This is a genomic window from Clostridium sp. UBA7791 (genome assembly GCF_002480755.1).
GTDB lineage: Bacteria > Bacillota > Clostridia > Clostridiales > Clostridiaceae > Clostridium_J > Clostridium_J sulfidigenes.
On record NZ_DLCT01000005.1, the window covers coordinates 688,665 to 708,352 of the forward strand.

17 protein-coding genes and 1 pseudogene are annotated in these 19,688 nt (G+C 29.0%); 17 read left to right on the top strand and 1 reads right to left on the bottom strand.

From position 1 onward, the window contains the following. The first annotated feature begins 1 nt into the window (after window position 1). The 14 genes from B3Z56_RS08680 (at window position 2) to B3Z56_RS08745 (ending at window position 15,299) form a co-directional block, all read left to right on the top strand. A complete protein-coding gene (locus B3Z56_RS08680) occupies window positions 2–1,666 on the top strand; it encodes a penicillin-binding transpeptidase domain-containing protein (protein ID WP_346848314.1) in 1,665 nt (554 codons plus the stop codon). A 133-nt stretch (window positions 1,667–1,799) separates the two neighbouring features. After that, complete coding sequence (sigK, locus tag B3Z56_RS08685) at window positions 1,800–2,501, top strand: RNA polymerase sporulation sigma factor SigK (RefSeq protein ID WP_035133266.1); 702 nt, start codon at window positions 1,800–1,802, stop codon at window positions 2,499–2,501. Between the two features lie 276 nt (window positions 2,502–2,777). After that, entirely contained in the window at window positions 2,778–3,776 is a 999-nt protein-coding gene (locus B3Z56_RS08690; protein WP_346876448.1) for a type IV pilus twitching motility protein PilT, read from the top strand. A gap of 306 nt (window positions 3,777–4,082) precedes the next feature. Further along, on the top strand, window positions 4,083–5,342 hold the full coding sequence (gene ftsA, locus B3Z56_RS08695; RefSeq protein ID WP_346876449.1) for a cell division protein FtsA: 1,260 nt from the start codon (window positions 4,083–4,085) through the stop codon (window positions 5,340–5,342). Next, window positions 5,339–6,451, top strand: a complete 1,113-nt coding sequence (ftsZ, locus tag B3Z56_RS08700) for a cell division protein FtsZ (protein WP_343824218.1) — start codon at window positions 5,339–5,341, stop codon at window positions 6,449–6,451. Before ftsA ends, ftsZ begins: the two co-directional genes overlap by 4 nt. 315 nt (window positions 6,452–6,766) lie before the next feature. Beyond that, window positions 6,767–7,570, top strand: a complete 804-nt coding sequence (spoIIGA, locus tag B3Z56_RS08705; RefSeq protein WP_346878609.1) for a sigma-E processing peptidase SpoIIGA — start codon at window positions 6,767–6,769, stop codon at window positions 7,568–7,570. A gap of 11 nt (window positions 7,571–7,581) precedes the next feature. Then, window positions 7,582–8,322, top strand: coding sequence for an RNA polymerase sporulation sigma factor SigE (sigE, locus tag B3Z56_RS08710; protein WP_346848319.1), 741 nt, complete (start codon window positions 7,582–7,584; stop codon window positions 8,320–8,322). Between the two features lie 73 nt (window positions 8,323–8,395). Beyond that, on the top strand, window positions 8,396–9,169 hold the full coding sequence (gene sigG / locus B3Z56_RS08715; protein ID WP_035132671.1) for an RNA polymerase sporulation sigma factor SigG: 774 nt from the start codon (window positions 8,396–8,398) through the stop codon (window positions 9,167–9,169). A gap of 507 nt (window positions 9,170–9,676) precedes the next feature. Continuing rightward, window positions 9,677–11,239, top strand: a complete 1,563-nt coding sequence (locus tag B3Z56_RS08720; RefSeq protein ID WP_414632445.1) for a ClC family H(+)/Cl(-) exchange transporter — start codon at window positions 9,677–9,679, stop codon at window positions 11,237–11,239. 91 nt (window positions 11,240–11,330) lie between these two features. Then, window positions 11,331–11,588: a YlmC/YmxH family sporulation protein gene (locus tag B3Z56_RS08725; protein WP_346848320.1), complete on the top strand. Its 258-nt coding sequence runs from the start codon at window positions 11,331–11,333 to the stop codon at window positions 11,586–11,588. Between the two features lie 86 nt (window positions 11,589–11,674). Next, window positions 11,675–12,130 carry a transcriptional regulator NrdR gene (gene nrdR, locus B3Z56_RS08730; protein ID WP_035132824.1) on the top strand — a complete coding sequence of 152 codons (456 nt, stop codon included), beginning with the start codon at window positions 11,675–11,677 and terminating at the stop codon, window positions 12,128–12,130. A 1-nt stretch (window position 12,131) separates the two neighbouring features. Further along, on the top strand, window positions 12,132–12,866 hold the full coding sequence (gene pgeF / locus B3Z56_RS08735; RefSeq protein WP_346848321.1) for a peptidoglycan editing factor PgeF: 735 nt from the start codon (window positions 12,132–12,134) through the stop codon (window positions 12,864–12,866). Next, window positions 12,866–13,576, top strand: a complete 711-nt coding sequence (locus tag B3Z56_RS08740; RefSeq protein WP_278245238.1) for a response regulator — start codon at window positions 12,866–12,868, stop codon at window positions 13,574–13,576. Before pgeF ends, B3Z56_RS08740 begins: the two co-directional genes overlap by 1 nt. Continuing rightward, window positions 13,566–15,299 carry a HAMP domain-containing sensor histidine kinase gene (locus B3Z56_RS08745; protein WP_051824030.1) on the top strand — a complete coding sequence of 578 codons (1,734 nt, stop codon included), beginning with the start codon at window positions 13,566–13,568 and terminating at the stop codon, window positions 15,297–15,299. Before B3Z56_RS08740 ends, B3Z56_RS08745 begins: the two co-directional genes overlap by 11 nt. Window positions 15,300–15,378: 79 nt before the next feature. On the opposite strand, the pseudogene B3Z56_RS08750 reads toward B3Z56_RS08745, so the two are convergent. Then, window positions 15,379–16,685 (bottom strand): annotated as a pseudogene (locus B3Z56_RS08750) (IS3 family transposase). A 290-nt stretch (window positions 16,686–16,975) separates the two neighbouring features. Here B3Z56_RS08750 and B3Z56_RS08755 point away from each other — a divergent pair. The 3 genes from B3Z56_RS08755 (at window position 16,976) to pstA (ending at window position 19,665) form a co-directional block, all read left to right on the top strand. Beyond that, a complete protein-coding gene (locus B3Z56_RS08755; protein ID WP_346848323.1) occupies window positions 16,976–17,845 on the top strand; it encodes a phosphate ABC transporter substrate-binding protein in 870 nt (289 codons plus the stop codon). 85 nt (window positions 17,846–17,930) lie between these two features. Beyond that, the gene (pstC, locus tag B3Z56_RS08760) at window positions 17,931–18,839 is read left to right on the top strand and encodes a phosphate ABC transporter permease subunit PstC (RefSeq protein WP_346848324.1); all 909 of its coding nucleotides are present in this window, start codon (window positions 17,931–17,933) and stop codon (window positions 18,837–18,839) included. A 1-nt stretch (window position 18,840) separates the two neighbouring features. After that, complete coding sequence (gene pstA, locus B3Z56_RS08765; protein ID WP_346848325.1) at window positions 18,841–19,665, top strand: phosphate ABC transporter permease PstA; 825 nt, start codon at window positions 18,841–18,843, stop codon at window positions 19,663–19,665. Window positions 19,666–19,688 lie beyond the last annotated feature (23 nt).

Genomic DNA, 19,688 nt, shown 5'->3' on the forward strand with positions numbered 1-19,688 from the left:
ATTGTTTCAAAAAAGTAATAAAGGACAGGTAACTAAGAGAAATTATTACCTATTATCCATTATGATATTAATGTTTATAGGATTAATTATTAGGTTTATCTATGTTCAATTAATGGAGGGGCCTACACTTTCAGTATCTGCTAATGAACAATATTACTATGAAGAGGATATAAATAATATTAACTTTAAGTTGCTTGATCGAAATGACAATAATATTTTTGAAAGTACATTAAAATATTATATAGTGATAGATCCATTAACTTTTTATACATTAAATGAGGAAGCAGCTTTTATTTCAATGAAAAATGTATCCTATATACTGCGAAGTTTTAATAGAGATTATGATATTTCCTTATTACAATATGAAATTGAAAATGGAAATAAACAATATGAAATTGATAAAGAGTGTTATGAAAAGTTAAAAAATATAGAAGATGTAAGAGGGATGTATGTATACGAATATACTGAATATAAAAAGTATAATGATTGGAATATAAAGAATATACTAGCTAGTGGAGTAAAATATTCTGATAATTCAAAGCTGAAAGATGAGGGAACACTAGAAAGAGAAATATATGAATATATTAAGGATAATAAAAAAGAGCAATTAAAGCTTGAAAAGGATGTTAGTGGTAATATTATTAAAAAAGTATTTAGTGATATAAAAGGTAATAATAATGTAGCTACAACCCTAGATTATAATATTCAAAAAAAAGTAGAAGAGATTTTAAAAAGTAAAAATTATGAAGAGTACGGTCAAATTGGAGCAGTACTAATGGAAAGCACCACTGGGGATATATTATCAATGGCGCAGAAAAATGATAGCTTATCTAATGTAAATATTGGAATACCTAGTGGAAATGGTTTTTTACTTGGTTCTACCTTTAAAACTATACTATATGAAGCAGCTTTAGAAAATCAATTAATAGGAAGAGATGAAAAGTTCTATTTAAAGAAAATTTTCCCCAAAAGTATTGAAAAGCTAGGTTCATATAATATGGAGCAAGCATACATAGCATCATCTAATGATACTTTTGCTCAAATTGGATGGAAGGTTGGAATGGATAGAATATATGAATTATCTAATAGATTAGGGTTATTTAATAAGACGCTAAATCTTCAAGATGAGAAAAGTGGAACGATAGAAGGATATAAGGTAGAAAATAACTTAGATATCATTACTAATACATCTATAGGACAAACGGTGAGAACTACACCGCTAGCAGCATTATCCATTCCTAATACAGTAGTTAATGGTGGTAAATATATTAAACCTAAAATTATAAATAAAATAATAAGTGAAGAAGGAAAAATTTTAAAGAAGTATGAAAGTGAATCTATAGAGGTCTTCAGTGAAAGTACTGCTAATATAATTAAAGAAGGTATGATAGGTGTAGTAAATGATGAGCTTGGTACAGGAAGCAATGCTAAAATAGATAATATAGAAATCGGCGGCAAAACTGGTACTACTGAATATTTGAATGGAGATAAAAAGTGTTCTGATGGCTGGTTCGCAGGGTTTTTCAAATATGATAACAAGTATTATTCAATGGTTATATATTTACCACAGGTAGAAGAAAAAAGTGGTAGTAGTCAAATTGCATGTTCTGTATTTAAGGATATAGTAGAAAGTTTAACTCATAGTAATATTATGAAACTAAACTAAAGTTAGATTTTACATTGTATAATATAATATTCCTAAAATTTAAAATTTTTCTTTGAAATAAATATTACCATATAGTCACTTTTCCCCTAAAGTAAACATATTATAATAATAAGCACTATTAGGGGGAGCATAAATGTTTTGCTTGAGTTGGTTATTGAATGTAATTAGCGAATATGCCTTACTTACAGGATATGTTTCAGGAAATAACTCTTTTCCACAGCCACTTACAGAAGTAGAAGAAAAAGAATATTTACAGAGATTAAAAGATGGAGATCCTGAAGCAAAGGGTGTCTTAGTTGAGAGAAATCTAAGATTGGTAGCACACATAGTAAAAAAATATTCATTTCCTGGGAAAGAAGTGGATGATTTAATATCAATTGGAACAGTAGGATTAATTAAGGCAATAGATTCATTTGATATGGATAAGGGAACTAGGTTAGCGACTTATGCTGCAAGATGTATAGAAAATGAGATTCTTATGCTTATTAGAAACAATAAGAAAATTAGAAGTGAAGTATACTTGCAAGATCCCATAGGTCTAGACAAAGAAGGAAATGAAATATCCCTTATGGACATATTAAGTAGTGATAAAGATTCCATTTTGGAGGTAGTGGAAAATAAGATACAAGTGAAAAAATTATATTGTATACTGCAAACATGTCTTCAAGAAAGAGAGAGAAGAATAATAGAAATGAGGTACGGGTTAATAGATGGGAAACCAAAAACACAAAGAGAGATAGCTTCAATATTAGGTATTTCAAGATCCTATGTATCTAGAATAGAAAAAAGAGCATTAAAGAAACTACTTAAAGAGTTAAATTTTGGAGAAGGCTAATAATATATATTAATTAATTATTTACTATATAATTATATTTATATTATAAAAGGTATTGATATGTATTGATTCATATATATTTATGAATCAATACATATCATATTTTTTAGAAAACTTTAACTAATGTTAAAGAATTATATAAATATAAATATATTTAATACGATTATATAAATTGATATACTAATTAAAATTATAGTAAACTTAATGTAAAGTAGATAATTATAAATATAGCAATGTAGGTGGAAATGTATTTTATTATATGTAAGGAGATAAAAAATGGAACTAAAGGAACTTTTAAAATATGTGGTTGAAAATCAAGGTTCAGATTTGCATCTGTCTGTAGGAGCACCTCCTATTCTACGAAGAAATGGAGAATTATCAAATATAATAGAAGAAGTTTTATCTGAAGAAATAGTTAAGAAATATAGTAAGGAAATCCTTGGAGAAGATTACTTTATATATAATGAAATAGGGGAGAGAGATATACTATATACTCTACCGGATGTAGGCAGGTATAGGGTTAATGTATATAAAGAAAGAAGTTTTGATACTATTGCAATTAGAGTAATACCAGTAAAAGTTCCAACTCTAGAAGATTTAAATATGCCTACAATTATAAAGGAATTTACAAATAAAAAGGATGGTTTAATTCTTATAACTGGGCCAACTGGAAGTGGTAAGAGTACTACTATGGCAGCTATGATAAATGAGATAAATTCAAATAAAAAAACTCATATTGTGACTTTGGAGGATCCTATAGAGTATTTACATAATCATAAGAAGTCTCTAATTAATCAACGGGAAATAGGAAGGGATACGGAAAGCTATGATAGTGGGCTAAGAGCCATACTTAGAGAAGATCCAGATGTAATTTTAGTTGGAGAAATAAGAGATTTAGAAACTATGTCAGCAGTACTTCTGGCAGCAGAAACAGGACATCTAGTAATTTCTACATTACACACCATAAGTGCCTACAAAACAATTGATAGGATCATAAATTATTTTCCGTCAGAACAGCAATTAAGGATAAGAAATCAGCTTTCTACGGTGTTAAAAGGTATAGTATGTCAAAGATTATTTAAGAAGGTGGATGGTAGTGGAAGAGTTGCAGCTCTTGAGGTAATGGTTAATACCCCAGCAGTTCAAAATTTAATTAGAGAAGGGAAAATACATCAAATACCATCAACTATGGAAACTTCGTCAAAATATGGTATGCAGACTATGGAAATGGCTATAAGTAAAATTATAAGATATATTGATAAAGAAGAACTGTAAACAGAGTTCTTTGCTTCTTAGAAAACCTATAATATCAATGGTATAGGGAATTTAACTATTGTGTTTTTTTTAATTAAGTTTTATACTATAGATAGAATATAAATGATTAAATGGCGTATTTATAATATATTGAGATAATTTCGTTATTTACCTGTATATGGTAGTAAGGTATTATAGAGACTAGGCATTATATAAATATATTCTAAAAATATTCTGCTATTTTGAAGGAATTTCATTTTTCATGTTGAATATACCTTTGTACACTGTAAACTTCTTAGGGAGTAGAATGTGGGAGGAATATGTTATATGAATAATTACATTGTTGGAATAGATATAAGTTCTTCAAAGGTATGTGGAGTAGTTGGGAGATTAGACCAAGAAAACAAAATACAAGTTATGGGAATTACTACTTCAGATTATGAGGGAGTTAAGGATAATGTAATGTTGGATGAAGAGGATATTTCTTATATTTTACGCAATGTAGTAGAGCGTTTAAAGGAAATTGTAAATTCACCATTAGAAGAAGCATACTTATCTGTACCAATTTCTTTATGTGAAATCGTAAAGACTAAAGGTGTTTTGTCTTTCCCAGAAATGAAAGAGATTAGCAAAGAAGATATATTAAATGTGGGAGAAGTTGCAAAGTTTTGTGTTGGCAAGGAGCAAGAAATTGTCCAAGTTGATATTGAAGAATACATAGTTGATTCTATGAAGAATATTACTAATCCATTAGGAATGAAAGGGAAGGTACTAGAATCAGAAGGCAACGCATTTATACTAGGTAAAAAATATGTTGATGGATATAAAAAATGTTTAAAAGAAACTGGAATCGAGATAAAGGGATGGGTAGTTAATGCTATAGGTATAGGCAAGGATATAATTGAAGATCTTGAACTTGCCAAAGGTGTAGCAATTATCGATATTGGAAGTTCTAATATGGAAGTTACAGTTTTTAAGAATAATAGATTCTTAGATTACTTTTCAGTACCCTTAGGTGGTAATAATATTACAAATGATATTTCTATTTGCCTAAAGTTATCATTACAAGATAGTGAGAGATTAAAATTTAAATGTAATACTTTATTGAACGATAATTCAACTGAAAGTCATAAAATAAAGATTAATACTAGTGGAAATAGTATAGTGGAAATTAATTATGAAATGTTAGTAGATATAATAGGTGAAAGAGTTAAAGAACTACTTGAAATAATAAATAAGCGCATTGAAAAAGAGCAATTAAGTGATCAAATTGGCAGTTTCGTAATTGTTGGAGGTGGAATATCTTTATTTAGAGATATTACGACTATAGCTTCAGAAATATTAGGAAAGCCAGTTAGAATAGGTGTTCCAAATTATGTTGGAGCAGCAAACCCAATATATTCAACAGCTACAGGAATCATAAGAGATGTTTTAAGTAAAGAAGAAATATTTAATAAAGAAAAAAGTTCCTGTGAAAGTTGTAATGAAAAGTTGAGTAGTAGCAATAATAGAAGTAAAGAAAATAAGTTTATAGCAAGACTAAAAGGAATTCTAAAGAGTTTTTCTAATGAGGAGGTAATAAAGTGATTGATTTCGATGTTCAAAATGATGATTTATGTAAAATTAAAGTTGTAGGTTGTGGTGGCGGTGGAAACAACGCTGTAAATAGAATGATTGAAGAAGGACTTAAAAATGTTGAATTCATAGGTATTAATACAGATAAACAAGCATTAGTTTTATCTAAGGCTGAGTTTAAAATCCAATTAGGAGACAAGCTTACTAGAGGCTTAGGTGCAGGTGCAAATCCCGAAATAGGAAGAAAAGCAGCAGAAGAAAGTAAGGAAGAAATAATTGAAGCATTAAAAGGTGCAGATATGGTATTTGTTACTTGTGGAATGGGTGGAGGAACTGGTACAGGAGCTGCACCAGTAGTAGCAGAAATAGCTAAATCTATGGGGATTTTAACTGTAGGTGTTGTAACTAAACCGTTCCCTTTTGAAGGAAGAAAAAGAATGATTCATGCAGAAGCTGGAATTAAGGCTTTAAAGGAATCAGTTGATACATTAGTAACAATTCCAAATGAAAGATTATTATCTCTTGTGGATAAAAAAACTACTCTTGTAGAATCTTTTAGAAAAGCAGATGATGTTTTAAAACAAGGTGTACAAGGTATTTCTGACTTAATAACTATACCAGGATTAATTAACTTGGACTTTGCAGATATAAGCACTATTATGGTTAATAAAGGACTTGCTCATATGGGAGTAGGTGTTGGAACTGGCGATAATAGAGCGCAAGATGCTGCAAGAGAAGCAATAGCAAGCCCACTTTTAGAAACTTCAATTATAGGAGCAACTGGAGTACTTTTAAATGTTACTGGGGGATCTGATTTGTCTTTGTTAGAAATTAATGAAGCTGCACAAATAGTACAGGAAGAAGCTGATCCAGATGCAAATATTATATTTGGTGCTGTAATTGATGAGAGCTTAAATGATGAGATAAGAATAACAGTTATTGCTACTGGATTTGATTGTGAAAAAGCTAAAATGGAAAGTGGAGTAAGCTTTGACTCTATTAAAAGTCAGAGTCCTAAATCAGAGGTAGCAGCAACTCAATCAAGTGAAGCTACTACACCTTCTAAAGAGGAAAGTGAAGATTTTACAGTTCCTACATGGCTAAGAAAAAGCATGAGATAATATAAGATTATTATATATTTTATTAAGAGACTATTGCAAAATGATTTTTAATCATTTTGCAATAGTCTCTTCTTATTTAAATTTTAAAAATTCCATGTAAAGGCTGATTTAGAATGAAAGGTATTCTATTTCAGCCCTTTATTATTTCAGGGACTTTTGTTTAAATTACACAGTTTATTTTTTAACAGATACTTAATTTAAAAAAAAAATCGTAAAATGACATAATTTTCTAGTAATAATATGAAATTTTACCATACAATTTTACAAATTTTACCGTAAGTAACCTATATAATAATCTTTAAGGGGGTAAATAAAATGGTAGTGTACTTAGATATGCTTTTGTTAGAAAATTTTTTAGTGAATTTATTTTTATTAACAATAACTATGCAAACTATAAAAAAGAAGGTTTTAATGAGTAGGTTAATGCTAAGTTCAGCTATTGGTGCTTCATATGTTTTTGCTATACTTATTCCTAAGCTACAGTTTTTTACATCTACGCCCTTTAAAATAGTAGTAGCTCTACTGATGATGATGATATCTATTAAAGATAAAAGTATGGGTGAAGTATTAAAAGCTACGGGAATATTTATATTGTATTCTGTGCTTCTTGCAGGAATGTCTTTTTATATAGCCATAAAGGATAATCCATCTTTATCATCAAGTGCTATGATATATAATTTTTCCTATAAAAATCTTATATTGTCTTTAATGATTATTTATATGTTAATTTATAAGTTGACTGTATATGTAAAAGATAGACGCTCATTAATTAATTATGTATATACTACTGAAATATGTATCGATAATGTGAAGACTATAATAAAAGCCTTTTTAGATACAGGTAATGAACTTAGAGAGCCGGCAACAAATTTGCCTGTAATAATTGTAGAAAGGAAGTTTTTCAAAGATTTAAATTTAAAGAACCATAGCATATATAACATTCCTTATTCTGTGGTAAGTGGATGTAATGGAAAACTTATTGGAATTAGACCAGATAGTGTGAAGATAAACATTAACGGAAATATAAAAGAGGAAAGTTTGATATTGGCATTTTGTGATAATAAGCTTAGTAAACATAGTGATTATAATGGACTTTTACCAAGGGGGATTATAGAATAGGAGGAATTTTTATGAATAAAATATCAAAAAAATTTTTAGAAGTGAGAAATGGGTTGCAAAGCATACTAAGTAGATTTTTAAGTAAGTTTAAAGGCTTTGCAAAATCAATTTACTACATAGGGGGAAATGATGCATTACCACCACCATTGACTAAAGAAGAAGAGGAAGTATTGGTAGAAAACCTAGAAATGGGAGATGAAAGCATAAGATCCATATTAATTGAACGTAACTTAAGATTGGTAGTTTATATAGCAAGAAAATTTGAAAATACAGGAGTAAATGTAGAGGATTTAATATCAGTAGGTACTATAGGACTTATAAAAGCCGTAAACACTTTTGCACCAGAAAAGAAGATTAAATTAGCAACCTATTCTTCTAGATGTATAGAAAATGAAATACTTATGTATCTAAGAAGAAATAATAAGATAAAAACAGAAATATCTTTTTATGAGCCATTAAATATTGATTGGGATGGAAATGAACTGTTATTATCAGATATATTAGGAACTGATAGTAATGTAGTATATAACTATATAGAAGAAGAAGTAGATAAACAACTTCTTGGAATTGCTATGGATAAATTAAATAGTAGGGAAAAAGAAATAATAGAGTTGAGATTTGGACTAAATGGAATTACAGAAAAAACCCAGAAGGAAGTTGCGGATATGCTTGGTATATCTCAATCCTACATTTCTAGATTGGAAAAAAGAATAATTAAGAGACTTAAAAAAGAAATTAATAAAATGTTATAAGGTTGTCTTTAGTATAAAAAAGCTACATCAGGAAATAATTTTAATGTAATTATTCTGAAGGGAATGAGACCTTATGATGATTAATAAAGTAGAAATTTGTGGAGTGAATACTTCGAAACTACCTGTATTAAAAGAGAAGGAAATGAGGGAACTACTAATCAAGATAAAGCAAGGTGATAAGGGCTGTAGAGAGGATTTTATAAAAGGAAATCTAAGGTTAGTATTAAGTGTAATTCAAAGATTTAATAACAGAGGGGAAAATGTAGATGACTTATTTCAAGTAGGTTGCATAGGTCTAATGAAGGCTATTGACAATTTTGATTTAAGTCAGAATGTTAGATTTTCCACTTATGCAGTACCGATGATAATTGGAGAAATTAGAAGATACCTTCGGGATAATAACTCTATTAGAGTAAGTAGATCTTTAAGAGATATTGCTTATAAGGCATTACAAGTGAGAGATAAGCTTGTTAACAAAGATAATAAAGAGCCAACTATCTCTCAAATTGCAAAAGAACTAGAAATGCCTAAAGAGGAGATAGTATTTGCACTAGATGCAATTCAAGACCCCATTTCATTATTTGAACCTATTTACCATGATGGTGGAGATGCCATATTTGTTATGGATCAAATTAGTGATAGTAAGAATTTAGATGATGGATGGCTTGAAAATATATCAATAAAAGAAGGTATGAAAAAGCTTACAGATAGGGAAAAACTAATCTTAAACTTAAGATTTTTTCAAGGAAGAACCCAAATGGAGGTTGCTGATGAAATTGGAATATCTCAAGCTCAGGTTTCGAGATTGGAAAAGACAGCACTTAAACATATGAGGAAACATGTGTAATATGCTTATTTACAGGTAGGTAGCTTATTTTAGAATTAAAACTAGTTGCAATAGTTTATGTAATGAAATCATATTGTATTAAAATTCATTGCAATGAGGTTAAAATTAAAAAATTATAACTCTACAAAAAGGAGCCTAGGCTCCTTTTTGCTTTATAGATTATTATAGATTTAGAATATGTGGATAATTTGATATGAGCCTTTGTATGAAAATAAACATTTATATCTTATACAATATATTGAATAGGTAAGCTTAAAATTATGAAAATTTCAAATTGAGTAAAATTTGATTAAAAGATAGCTGTTCTGTTAAAATATTTTTAGGGGAGATATTATTTAACTTATGTATTAAATTTTTTTGAATTTATCATGCTGATGGATAAAAATAGTATATTTGCAATTTATTAACGAAATAGATTATTATAGGATAAGTTATTTGAGCAGATTTTAGTAATTCTGAAATATTGGATGAAGTTAAGTATATATTTGAAATTGAGGTGATGGAATAGTGGAAGGCGAAAGGATAAAGGAAATAATGATCCAGAGAAAAAATATGAAGTATAGATTAGTTTTTCAAGGAATTATTGTAGGTTTAGTAACAGGAGTAGTAATAGTACTTAATAGGATACTAATAAATAAATTCTCGCTACTTTTTAATAATTTTTATTCATGGGGAAATAAGGATTTATTAAAAGCGATTTTAGTTATTGGAATTTTAGCAACTATTGGAATAATAGTAGGAATCATGGTTAAACATGAAGGCATGATTTCAGGTAGCGGTATTCCTCAAGTAAAAGGACGAGTTATAAATAAATTAAAAATGAATTGGTCTAGAATATTAATATACAAGTTTATTGGAGGATTTTTAGCTTTGTCAGCTGGGCTTTCTGTTGGTAGAGAAGGTCCTTCAGTTCAAATTGGAGCTTCAATAGGTGAAGGAGTTGGAGAAAAAAGTTATAAAAATATGCCAGTTAAAAAGGAATTTTTAATAACAGCTGGAGCGTCGGCAGGTTTGTCTGCTGCATTTAATTCACCTTTATCTGGAATAATCTTTGCATTAGAAGAAATTCATAGAAATTTTTCTCCATTAGTATTATTGACGGTTATGCCGGCGGCTATAACTGCAGATTTTGTGACAAAAAGATTTTTAGGCATTGAGCCAGCTTTAACTGTGGGTGCAATGGATGCATTACCATTAAATTATTATTGGATTTTAATTATATTAGGTATTTTAACAGGAATAATGGGAGTTATATTTTCAAAGGGAATATATTTATTTCAAGATTTATATTCTAAATTTAAAAATATACCTGAAGAAGTAAAAATAATGATCCCCTTTGTACTAACAGCAATTATTGGATTGACAGTACCTATGTTATTAGGTGGAGGTCATGAGCTGATATTACATTTATCTTTAGAAGAAAAATCAATCTTATTTTTAATAATAATATACATAATTAAATTTTTATTACTTTTAATTTGTTTTGGATCTGGGGTACCAGGTGGGATATTCTTACCAATGTTATTATTAGGAGCAATTATAGGAGCTATAGTTGGAAGTTTTTCAATAGATGTTTTTGGAATAAATAGCTCATATATTATTAACTTTATAGCTTTAGGTATGGCAGGATATTTTGCATCTGTAGTCAAAGCTCCTATAACGGGAATTGTTCTTATAATGGAAATGACAGGTTCTTTTAATCATTTGTTGTCTTTATCAGTAGTAGTTATAATTTCATACATTACTTCAGAGTTGTTAAAAAATGAACCAATTTATGAGGTGCTATTAGAAAGATTGCTAAAAAGGGTTGGATTAACTAAAGAGGAAAGTGACAGTAAAAAGACCATATTAGAATTTTGCATTGAAATGGGAAGTATAGGTGAAGGGAAATTTATAAGTGAGGTTGATTGGCCGAAGGGCTGTCTTCTTGTCTCTATAAAAAGAGGAGAAAAAGAAATAATACCAACAGGTAATGTAAAATTAATAGGTGGAGATTATATAGTTGTTTTAGTAAATGTAGATAGACGATGTTTTATAATAGAAGAAATAAATAAACTTACTTTAGTATAAAAAATAGAGCCTAGGCTCTTTTTTTATGTTCTATATTATTTTAAAGAGAATATAGATTAAATGATATAAAATTTAAGGAGGGAGTTTTTTTATGGAAACTTCAATGTTTGCAATAAATAGTTTAAAAACTATGGAGATAATAGATATTAACACAGGTACTAAACTTGGCTATATAAAAGATTTTAAAGTTAATTGTGAAGAATATAAATTAGAAGCAATAATACTTCCAACACAAAAATCAGGATGGTTTTCAAAAAATGAAGATATAGAATTGCCTTGGGAGAGAATTAAAAAAATTGGAGTAGATGTTATTTTAGTAGATGGAGAGGGTATTGTTGAAAATAATTAGGAGAAAATAATTAATTATATACAAATAGTGAATACTTTGTGTATAATCGTAGTATAAACAGAAAAAACTTAGAGGATGTGATTATAGTGAAGTGTCCTTATTGCAATGGAGAAGAAAGTAAGGTTGTAGATTCTAGAGCAACAGAAGATGATGGTGCAATTAGACGTAGAAGAGAATGTCTTAATTGCAATAAAAGATATACTACCTATGAAAAAATAGAGGATATACAAATATTTGTTATAAAAAGAAATTTAACTAGAGAGTTATTTAATAGGGATAAAATCATAAGTGGTGTTATCAGAGCCTGTGAGAAAAGACCTGTATCGAGATTAGAGATAGAAAACTTAGTAAATTCTATTGAAAAAAGACTTAATAATACCATGACTAGTGAAATAAGATCTGAGGAAATAGGAGAATTAATATTGGAGAAATTAAGGTATATGGATGAAGTTGCTTATATAAGATTTGCATCTGTATATAGAAAGTTTGATGATATTAATAGCTTTATAGAAGAGATAAAGGGTTTAAGTGGTGATAAGTAATATGAGATCTTATAACATAGAAAATAATGAATTTCTAACCTATGATTTAGATGATATAACCATTGGATTTTCTACAGCAAAAAATAATTTAAACTTTAATAAAGCATTTAATGAAGGAAAGTCTAGTTTAAATAATTTAAAAAAGTGGTTTAAAGTAAATGAGGTTGTATATTTAAATCAAGTTCATGGAACTAAAGTATTTTCTTATGAAGAAAATATGGATATAGTAAACTATGATGGAGATGGTATTGTAACAAAAGAAAAACAGGTTGCTATTGGAGTATTTACAGCGGATTGTGTACCAATAATTTTAGTAGATACTAAAAATAAAGTAATAGCAGCTCTTCATAGTGGTTGGAAAGGAACTTTGAATAATATAGTTTCTAAAGGAATTAAAGTTATGAAAGAAAATTATGGGTGTAATCATAGCTATATTAAAGCTTTTATAGGACCTCATAATAAAAGCTGTTGCTATGAAGTAAGCCAGGAGCTTATAGATAATTTCAAGGATTGTGATTTATTTAAAAATCAACAGATTAATTATGGTAGAAATTTAGATTTACAAAAATGTGTAGAGATACAGTTAATGAATGAAGGTATCAAAAATAATGATATAGTATGTTTAAATTTATGTACATACTGTAGCAAGGATAAAAAGTTATATTCATATAGAAAAGAAGAAGAATCTCATGGTAGGTTATTTTCCTTTGTATTTATCCATGAGTTTAAGGAGTGATATTTATGGAAAAAACAATATTAGTAGTTGATGATGAGGCACATATTCAGGAACTAATTAAATTTAATTTAACTAAGAATGGGTTTAAGGTTATAACTGCTGATAATGGAATTGATGCATTAAAAATAGCTGAAGATGAAAAACCAGATCTAATATTTTTAGACCTCATGTTACCGGGGATGGATGGGTTAGAAGTATGTAAGTCTATTAGAAAAAAATCATCTATAGAGTCTACACCAATAATTATGATTACAGCAAAAGGTGAGGAGTTAGACAAGATTTTGGGCTTAGAGTTAGGAGCAGATGATTATATAACAAAACCTTTTTCGGTGAGGGAACTAGTAGCTAGAGCTAAAGCTATATTAAGAAGAACGAGTTTTAAACAAGAAGACAATAGCTTTAAGTTTGGAGATATAAATATAGATTATCAAAAACATGAAGTATATAAAGGAAAAGAAAAAATAGAGCTTACATTAAAAGAGTTTGAACTTTTAGAAATACTGATAAAAAACAAAGGAAAAGTTATGACAAGAGATTTTCTTTTAGATAAGATATGGGGCTACGAATATGTAGGAGAAACTAGAACTGTAGATGTCCATGTGAGACATTTAAGACAGAAAATAGAAGATAATGACAAAAATCCAATTTATATTCAAACTATTAGAGGTATAGGATATAAATTTAATTCTGGGGACAGTTATGAAAGATAATTCACGAAGAACTATGAAAAAAAGACTAATGCTAAGTGTTTTTGCAGCATTAGTTTTTGTATTAGGATTTCTAACTACAGTATTTTATACAATAGTTACCTATGAAAGTGAAGAGAGTGCTAAAGAACAATTAAATGTTTATGCTTATTTAGTAAGTGAACAGTTACACAACATTGACCAGGCGAGTTTTTCTAATGTAGTAGATAAAATGAAAAATTTGAATATTAGAATTACTATTATAAATAGCAATGGCACTGCCCAATTTGATTCTTTAGGAAATGTGGAAAAATTAATAAATTATAATAATAAAGATGAAGTTATCATGGCTAAATCTAAAGGGGAAGGTACTGTTACTAGATATAGTGATAGGGAAGAAACGTATGTTATTTACTATGCTGTAGCTATAGAAGATGGTATAGTGGTTAGAGTTTCAACCCCTGTAAAAGCAACACATAAATTAAATGATACATATATAGTATGGTATGGTAGTGCTATAATTATAATGATTTTTATATCTCTTTGGATTGCCAATAAGTTATCCTATATAATTGTTAAACCAATTAGAGATTTAGATGTTATTACTTCTATGATCACTAATGGAAATTTAAGTAGAAGAATTAAAATTACCACCAATGATGAGCTTGGTAAGTTAGCTTTGAACTTTAATCATATGGCTGATAGACTTGAAAGTAGCTTACATGAGGTAAGTGAAAAGCAAAATAGACTTTCAGCAATTCTTCAAAGTATGGAAAGTGGCGTAATTGCTATAGATAATAGTCACAATATAATAATGATAAACAACTATGCAAAGAAAATTTTTAATATTAAAGAAGATGTAGTAGGCAATCCAGTTGAAAATATATGTAAAGAAGTGAATTTAAAATTTATATTTTCTATGAGAGATAGAGATATTAAAGAGTTTAAGTTAAGTGCTCCTACTATAAAATTTCTTAGGGTTAGAACCGCAGATATTATAGTTCATAATCATCAGCATATTGGAGCAGTAGCAGTAATACAAGATATTTCTGACTTGAAAAAGCTAGAAAATATGAGAACTGAATTTGTGGCTAATGTATCCCATGAACTTAAAACTCCGCTTACATCTATAAGAGGTTTTGCTGAGACTTTAAAAGAGGTTGATGATGATGAGACTAAGAAAAAATTTTTAACTATAATAAATGAAGAAGCAGAAAGACTTACAACACTTATATCAGATATATTATTGTTATCACAAATTGAGCATAAACAAGAATTTAAGAAAGAAGTATTTAATGTAAATAAAGCTATAGAGGATGTTTTTTATTTAATGAAGAATACTGGTGAACAAAAGCAGGTGCATGTAAGTATAGTTGGAGATGAGATACCTAATATTCTAGGAGATAAGGATAAATTTAAACAAATGCTTATAAATCTAGTAGATAATGCAATAAAATATAGTGAAGCCTTTGATACAGTAGTAATAACAAAGATAATTTATGATACCTACTTTAAAGTTATTGTAGAAGATAGTGGTATGGGAATTGCAAAAGAATATATACCAAGACTTTTCGAAAGATTTTATAGGGTAGATAAAGCTAGATCTAGGGCAAAGGGTGGAACAGGATTAGGTCTTGCTATAGTTAAACATATAATTATTGGTTTTAATGGTAGTATAGATGTAGAAAGTACTTTAGGCGTTGGTACAAAATTTATTATTACAATTCCATATCATATAGAAAAATAGAATAATTAAGATAAGATATTCATAAAAGACTAGAGAGAAAATAAAATGTACCCTTTGTCAAGGACAGTTTAAAAAAAGACTAGGCGGTACTAAGAAGATGATTTCTGTATTTTACAGGAGTCATCTTTTTTAAATTCCATTGACCTCTATAATTATTGTAGTAATCCATATATTCATCAATTTCTTCCAAGAGTTCAGCAAATGTATTACAATTTTAAATATTTGTTTCGTTCTTAAGATGTCCAAAGAATGACTCCTGCGGAGCATTATCCCAGCAGTTACCTCGTCTAGACATAGATTGTCCTATATTATACTTTTTAAGCAATTTCTGAAATATGGGACTAGTGTAATGTGCTCCTTGATCTGAATGAATAAATGAATCTGAAGATATTAAATAGTTATTTGATGAAACCAATTTTTCAATAGTTTCAGTCACAATATCTATTTTTAGACTTTTAGATATATTATAGGTTAATAATTCATTGGTGGAACCATCTAAAACGGTTGACAAATAAGCCCTTTGACCATTTTTATAAAATAGATATGTTATATCAGTAAGTAATACCTTTCCAGGGACTTCTTGCTTAAATTCTCTATTTAGTAAGTTTGGTAGGACTGAATGTTCTTTGGTGGCTTTCATCATTCTTCTATATGGGTTAGCTTTTCTATGTGGGCATATGATATCATATTTATCCATGATTCTTCTAATACGCTTTAGATTATATTGCATATTAAACTGATTTTCTAAAGTCATTTTAATTTGTTTAGCACCCTTTTCACGATTCTTAAATTTAAATGCTAATAATACATTGTTATAACTCTCCAAATCACACTCTTCGCGTGCTATACGATTAGTATGCGCTTTCATAGAAAAGTAATTATAATATCCAGAACGAGAAACATTTGATATTTTACATAAATAACTAACCATATTTTTAAGTTTATATTTATCAATAACTGACTTTATGATGAGATATTTTTCTTGCGTCAGCAACTTTATTTTTGGGTTTTCACACCCCTTTCTAACATATCTAACTTTTTTAAAAGTTCATTTTCTGCTTCTAATAATTTAATTTTAGCCTGTAATTTTTCATATTTTTCTTCAATGGATAAATTACATTCACTAGTCCTTCCACTATTGAATTTCCTTGTATATTGCAGCTGTGCAATTCCATTCTTTCGAAAAGCCGCACGCCATCTTTTACCTGATGATCGAATACGACTTTCTCCAATAATTTCTATATCAAAGCCATATTCTTCGAATATTTGTCTTGGAAACTTTCCGCGTTCATTTTCACTAATAAATATTCTTTTAAACTCATCCGAGTATGTAATTCCTTTGATACTAACCTTTTTAACATATTTATTTTTAGATAAAATCTCTATTTGACATTCAGTAAATAATTTTTGCTCATTATATTTCTCCTAATGTAAACTCCTCTTTATTTCATTATACATAAAAGTACCCTACGGGATAGACTTTTTTAGTGTCTATCCTATAGGGTACATTTTAAAATTCTCTAGTCTTTTTCTTATGAAGTTAAGAGCTTTGTTTATGTTAAGTATTATTAACCTAAGTAAAGTTTTTTTAATATATGGATAATAATAGCTTAACTAAGAAAGGATATAATCAATATTGTAAGATAAATAAAAAAACAAATTGGAGGGGAATTTAAATGAAAAAGAAGTCAATAAAATTATTAATAGCAGGAATAGTTGCAACAATGACCATGGGATTATTAGTAGGTTGTGGCGGAAAGGATACTTCCAATTCAAATAATAGCGGTAATAATACTAGTGATAATAAAGCAAAAGCAATAACTATTAAAATATCAGGTTCAACTTCTGTAGGGCCATTAATGGAAAAGGAAGCAGAGAGTTACAAAGATGAAAATCCAAATGTTACTGTAGAGGTTCAACAAATAGGATCTTCAGCAGGAATAAAAAATGCTGTAGAAGGTATTAGTGAAATAGGTATGGCTTCACGTGAGTTAAAAGATGAAGAAAAATCAGAACTTGCTGAAACAGTAATTGCTTATGATGGAATAGCCTTAGTAGTCCATCCATCAAATAAAGCAGAAAACTTAACTATGAAACAAATTAAGGACATATATACAGGAGCTATAACTAACTGGAAGGAAGTTGGAGGAGTTGATGCCCCAATAGTGGTAGTTTCAAGGGAAGATGGTTCAGGAACTAGAGATGCGTTCCAAGAAATTGTAGGATATACTTCAGAAGAATTGGAGAAAAATGCAACTATAGCAGAAGGTAATGGAAGTGTTAAAACTACAGTTTCAACAAATAAAAATGCAATAGGATATATTTCTTTTGAACAATTAGATGATTCAATTAAGGATTTAAAAATAGAGGGAAGTGAAGCAACACCTGAAAAAGTATTAAGCAAAGAGTATAAATTATCAAGACCTTTCTTAGTAGTATATAAAGAAGATAAATTAACAAAGGATGGAAAACAATTTATTGACTACATTTTAAGTGAAAAAGGTCAAGGTATTGTTGAAGAAGCTGGTGGAATAAAAGTAAAATAGATAATTTATGCGCCACAATGGGTATAGACCTTTGAGAGAAAAATTATCTTAAAGGTCTATTGAATTAAAATTGGAGGTCAAATATATGTCAGTGAAATCAGTTAAGACGGAAAAACCCCACAAACTTAAGGGGATAAAATATATAATTGATGATATATCAGAGAATGTTTTTAAAGTATGTGCTTTAATAGCGGTAATAAGTTTAATTTTAATAATAGGTTTTGTATTTTATAAGGGTTTGACACCGTTTATATCTAAAGGATATTCCTTTGGAGAATTTTTACTAGGAACAGAGTGGATACCTAGTTCAGAAAAGTATGGAATTCTTCCTATGATAATTGCTTCTATATATGGAACCCTAGGCTCTCTTGTTATAGGGGTACCCATAGGAATATTAACAGCTATTTTTATTGTTGAAATAGCACCTAAATCAGTAGCAAAGATAATGTCTCAGGGAGTGGAATTATTAGCAGGAATTCCTTCTGTATTATTTGGAGTCTTTGCACTTGGAATAATAGTACCAGCTATTCAAAGTAAATTATCCCTTCCTAAAGGACAAAGTTTACTTGCAATTATAATAGTTCTTTCAGTAATGATGCTACCAACTATTATTTCAGTGGCAGAAACAGCTATAAGATCAGTACCAAAGCAATATAAAGAGGCATCTTTAGCTTTAGGTGCATCTAAAATTGAAACTATATTTAAAGTAATTTTACCAGCAGCTAAGTCTGGAGTTTTAACAGCTATAGTACTAGGGATGGGAAGAGCAATAGGAGAAACCATGGCAGTTATCTTAGTTGCTGGGAATAGCCCCATAATACCAAATAATATAACAGATAGTGTAAGACCTCTCACTACTAATATAGCATTGGAAATGGGATATGCCTTTGGAACACATCAAGAAATGCTTTTTGCAACAGGAGTAGTTTTGTTTTCTTTCATTCTATTGTTAAATTTTGTAATAGCTAAAATATCAGAAAAGGCAGGTAATTAATATGAGAAAAATAAAAGACAATATATTAAAAACTATTTTATGGTTATCTGCAGCTATTACAGCTCTAATTATTGCTATTATAGTAGGATATATATTTAAAAAAGGTTTTGGACTTGTAGATTTTAACTTTATTTTTGGAGATTATTCTCCCACAAATGGTGGTGGTATATTTCCGATGATTGTTACTACATTGTTAACGGTAATATTATCTTTATTAATATCAATTCCGATAGGGATTTGTGGAGCTATATATTTACAAGAGTATGCAAAGCAAGGAAGAGGAGTTAAATTAATTAGGTTTGCAACAGAAAGTCTTGCAGGTATACCATCTATAATATATGGACTATTTGGAACAGTATTCTTTGTATCTACTCTTAAATTGCAATTTTCAATTGTATCAGGTTCTTTAACATTAGCTATTATTGTATTACCTGTAATTATAAGAACCACAGAAGAAGCTTTAAAGACAGTTCCTCAAAGTTATAAAGAAGGTGCAGTAGCTTTAGGTTCAACTAAGTTTGAAGTTTTATACAAAATAGTAGTTCCTAGTTCAATGCCAGGAATTTTATCAGGAGTAATATTATCTATTGGAAGAATTATAGGCGAATCAGCAGCAATTCTTTTAACCGCTGGTACAGTAGCTGCAATGCCACAAAACCTTATGTCTAGTGGTAGGACTCTTACTGTACATGCTTATCTAGTTACTAAGGAAGCTGGAAATATAGAGCTAGCATCTGCAATTGGAGTTATACTAATATTTATAATTTTAGCTTTAAGCTTGATAGCTAAGGGAATCACCAAAACAATAAATAAAGAAAAATTTTAATCATTAGAATGTAACTAGGAGGA